At 46.1% G+C, this 3,720-nt stretch carries 4 protein-coding genes; 1 reads left to right on the plus strand and 3 read right to left on the minus strand.

The window, feature by feature from the left end:
* Window positions 1-230 precede the first annotated feature (230 nt).
* Both V7K67_RS12730 and V7K67_RS12735 read right to left on the minus strand, forming a co-directional pair.
* Window positions 231-596, minus strand: a complete 366-nt coding sequence (locus V7K67_RS12730; protein WP_335166808.1) for a hypothetical protein — start codon at window positions 594-596, stop codon at window positions 231-233.
* Window positions 597-626: 30 nt separating this feature from the next.
* On the minus strand, window positions 627-1,154 hold the full coding sequence (locus tag V7K67_RS12735) for a macro domain-containing protein (protein WP_335166810.1): 528 nt from the start codon (window positions 1,152-1,154) through the stop codon (window positions 627-629).
* Between the two features lie 165 nt (window positions 1,155-1,319).
* Between V7K67_RS12735 and fusA the strand changes: the two genes are divergently transcribed.
* Window positions 1,320-3,386 carry an elongation factor G gene (gene fusA / locus V7K67_RS12740; protein ID WP_335166812.1) on the plus strand — a complete coding sequence of 689 codons (2,067 nt, stop codon included), beginning with the start codon at window positions 1,320-1,322 and terminating at the stop codon, window positions 3,384-3,386.
* Between the two features lie 101 nt (window positions 3,387-3,487).
* Here the strand turns inward: fusA and V7K67_RS12745 are convergent.
* The coding region (locus tag V7K67_RS12745; protein ID WP_335166814.1) for a hypothetical protein at window positions 3,488-3,720 on the minus strand (233 nt) is incomplete at its 5' end.

Below are 3,720 nucleotides of genomic sequence, written 5' to 3' on the forward strand. Positions count from 1 at the left end.
ACTATTGGCTCTCTCAAAATAAAGAAGATTTGCTCCTTCACAATTATTTTGATATCCGAGAAGCTGATTATCGCCGTTGGGGAGTTGGTAGCCAGACAGTATTTCTTGATGGCTGGATACGGCGGGCTGAATCACTCAAGAATTATCTAAAAGTTCAATAAAAAAACGAATGCCCCTCAACAAGAGCATTCGTTTTATTGAGTAATTGATTTGCGAGATTATGTCTTAGTCTAATAGTCGTTCGGGTTGACCGTTGCAGGGAGTGGAAAATCAAGATCGATTGTGTAAGAATCGCGCTTGAAATACAAGATGTTTCCATCAACGTCAGCGCGGGTAATCAATGCTGGCGATGAACTTGATACAGCTACTTGCTGACTGATTCTCGGGTCAGAATCCTCCCCACCGTCTCTATTATCCGTGTTCAGCCCCAATGATTCAGCCTGAACAATCAAGGCGGTAAGTACAGATTCGCCATCGTTTTCGTCACTGGCGGTGAATCCAGTGTTTTGAGCTAAGTCAGCTTTTGCGATCGTGATTGAATCGCCATCTTGTACGGCGTTATCACCGAAGATTTGTTGAAGTGTGAAATTAGACATTCTGGCTGTACCACTGAAGACGAGTCAATTTTATACACACTTTTCTCTTTCGTCAGCAGTAAAACTCCCTGGGGATTCAGTATATGGCACTCGTCCTATTCCTGTACCCAATCCAGGACAGGCAATGGTGTTAATTTTTTGCCTAGCCTGTTGGTTATGGTGGCGAACTGCTAACAGCATAGCCCACATCGCGATATAAGGAATATCTGTCCCAGTAATAATCATGGGAACTCGCATCGTAGGGGTGTGAGCCAAAAAAGGATGCTTGTGATGACCTGTTTCCACAATCAATGATGTTCCTACAGGCTGTTCACCCAAATAATCTTCAAGAATGCGCTGCTGGACTCTTGCCATTAAGGAATGACCGAAAAAACGGATAATTGCCGCATCTATGCCACCATCCATCATTCCGAAAGAGTTAGCAGGGCTAACCATACAATCAAAATCTGGCAACCACTCGAAATAGTCATTCACTATTTCTACATTGGGTAAATAATTAAAATGCTGTTGAAAGGCTGCACACAACAAAGAGTCGGGAGCTACCAATATCAATTTCAAGCTTTTATTTCCTCCGCTTGAAACCTATTTTAAACGTCAGCTAGGGCAACCATCAACGGTTTTTCTGTATTATTAGCCTTTTCTTTTTTGCATACTACATATATAATACAAAATATATCACTACTCAGTTGGTGACTGTTTGTCGCTTGAACAAAAGGAAATTTTATGATTCCCCGAACACGCATCCGAAATATTGGTATCTCTGCCCACATCGACTCTGGTAAAACTACGCTGTCAGAGCGAATTCTCTTCTACACAGGCAGAATCCACGCTATTGAGGAAGTGCGGGGAGGCGGTAAGGGTGCAACGATGGATTTTATGCCAGAGGAAAAGCTGCATGGTATAACCATCACTTCTGCTGCTACTACCTGTCAATGGCATGATACCCAAATTAATCTGATTGATACACCTGGACACGTAGATTTCACAATTGAAGTAGAACGCGCTCTACGAGTATTAGATGGGGCAGTGATGGTGCTGTGTGCTGTGGCGGGTGTGCAGTCCCAATCTATTACAGTGGATCGGCAAATGAAGCGCTACCGTGTGCCGCGTTTGGCGTTCATCAATAAGATGGATCGGACAGGGGCAGATCCATTGCGTGTAGTACAGGGAATACGCGATCGCTTACAACTAAATGCGGTATTGCTCCAGTATCCTATCGGCAGTGAAGACCAATTCCAGGGAGTGATTGACCTGGTGGAAATGACCGCCGACTACTTTGAGGGCGAAAACGGGGAAAACTTGGTGAAAAAGGCAATTCCCGAACCTCTTAGGGATGAGGCGCAACAGGCACGCGATCAGCTGCTAGATACTTTGTCGCTGTTCTCAGAACCGATGACTGAGATGTTACTGGCGGGTGAGGAGATTCCCAAAGAATTAATTTGGCAAACCATCCGACAGGCAACCTTGAGCCTCGAATTCACGCCTGTACTGTTGGGTTCGGCATTCAAAAATAAAGGAGTGCAAAACTTATTAGACGCAGTTGCGCTCTATCTACCATCTCCCGTAGATAGGGAAGTCAAGGGACTAGGGACTGGGGATTGGGGACTGGGAACTAGGACAAGCAATTCCCAATCCCCAGTACCCAGTACCCAATCCCTAATCACTCTCTCCCCTGACCCCGATGCTTCCTTGGTGGCATTGGCATTTAAACTCACCGTCGAGTCCTTTGGACAGTTGACCTATACCCGGATTTACTCTGGGACGCTCAAACCCGGCGATACCGTCTACAACTCGCGGACTGAACAGCGAGTGCAAATCGGTCGCTTGGTGAGAATGCACGCCAATAAGCGAGAAGAGCTAAAAGTTGCCGTGGCTGGGGATATTGTGGCTCTGTTGGGTGTGGATTGCGCTTCTGGTGATACATTCTGTTCTGGGGAACCACTGGTATCTCTAGAGAAGATGTTTGTACCGGAACCAGTAATTACGCTGGCGATTACGCCCAAGAAACAGGAAGATAGCGATCGCCTTTCCAAGGCACTCAATCGCTTTCAAAGGGAAGATCCCACCTTCCGATTGAGCATTGACCCCGAATCAGGAGCAACTCTGATTTCTGGGATGGGCGAACTCCATTTGGAAATTTACCTCGAACGCATCCAACGGGAATATAACGCCGAGGTTTTCGTTGGTACTCCTGCGGTGGCGTACCGCGAAACCATTGGACAACAAGCTACCTTTGACTACCGATTCAAGAAACAGTCAGGCGGCCCTGGTCAATACGCCCATATTACTGGGTGGATTGAACCCACAGAAGAGCCGTTTGTCTTTGAAAATCGGGTGGTTGGGGGTGCGATTCCCAAAGAATATATCCCGGCGTGTGAGAAGGGTTTCCGTGAGGCGATGCAATCAGGAAAGCTGCAAGGCTATCCGGTAATTGGGGTGAAAGTCGTTTTGGATGGTGGTTCTTATCACCCAATTGACTCTTCAGAATTGGCTTTCCGGTCAGCATCCCATCAAGCAATTGAAGGTGCGATCGCTAAAGCAAAACCCTACATCCTCGAACCCATTATGCTTGTAGAGGTGGAAACACCCAACGATTTTATGGGAAGGGTTCAAGGTGACTTATCCTCTCGTCGGGGTTTGTTGTTGGGTTCCGAGACAATGCAGGGATACACGGTGATTCGAGCGGAAGTACCGCTAGCGCGAATGTTTGGGTATTCTACAGAATTGCGATCGCTTACTTCTGGTATGGCTACTTTTTCAATGGAATTTGCCTGCTATCGCCAGTCTTGAATCCACATTAGCAATTAGCACCGCTCCAGGTTGTCTGATTATAAAAGACAACCTGGAGCTTAATTCAGTCACTTAATTGATTCTGACTCCTGAATTCTTCTTTATTTCTTGGGGTCTTCAGAATCGACACAGGTATTCCCGAATGCTGGATTTAATAAACCAATTACTTCTTTTGTTATGTTCTCTCGGGGTTTTTCGCTCTTTTTCTGACGAAGATGGAAGTGCATTACTGACATAAATTGACATCCACCCCCGCCATTTATGGCGGGGATTCTAAGAAGTTGCCTTCTGAGGTTTTCTGCTTCTACGAGTCGGCTTGCTTGGAGGATTTGCA

The sequence above is a fragment of the Nostoc sp. genome, from assembly GCF_036917155.1.
Taxonomy (GTDB): Bacteria; Cyanobacteriota; Cyanobacteriia; order Cyanobacteriales; family Nostocaceae; genus Nostoc.

Excerpts from the sequence above, each read along its gene's own strand:
- fusA (WP_335166812.1), top strand. The coding sequence starts at position 1,320 with ATGATTCCCCGAACACGCATCCGAAATATTGGTATCTCTGCCCACATC.
- V7K67_RS12730 (WP_335166808.1), bottom strand. The coding sequence starts at position 596 with ATGTCTAATTTCACACTTCAACAAATCTTCGGTGATAACGCCGTACAA.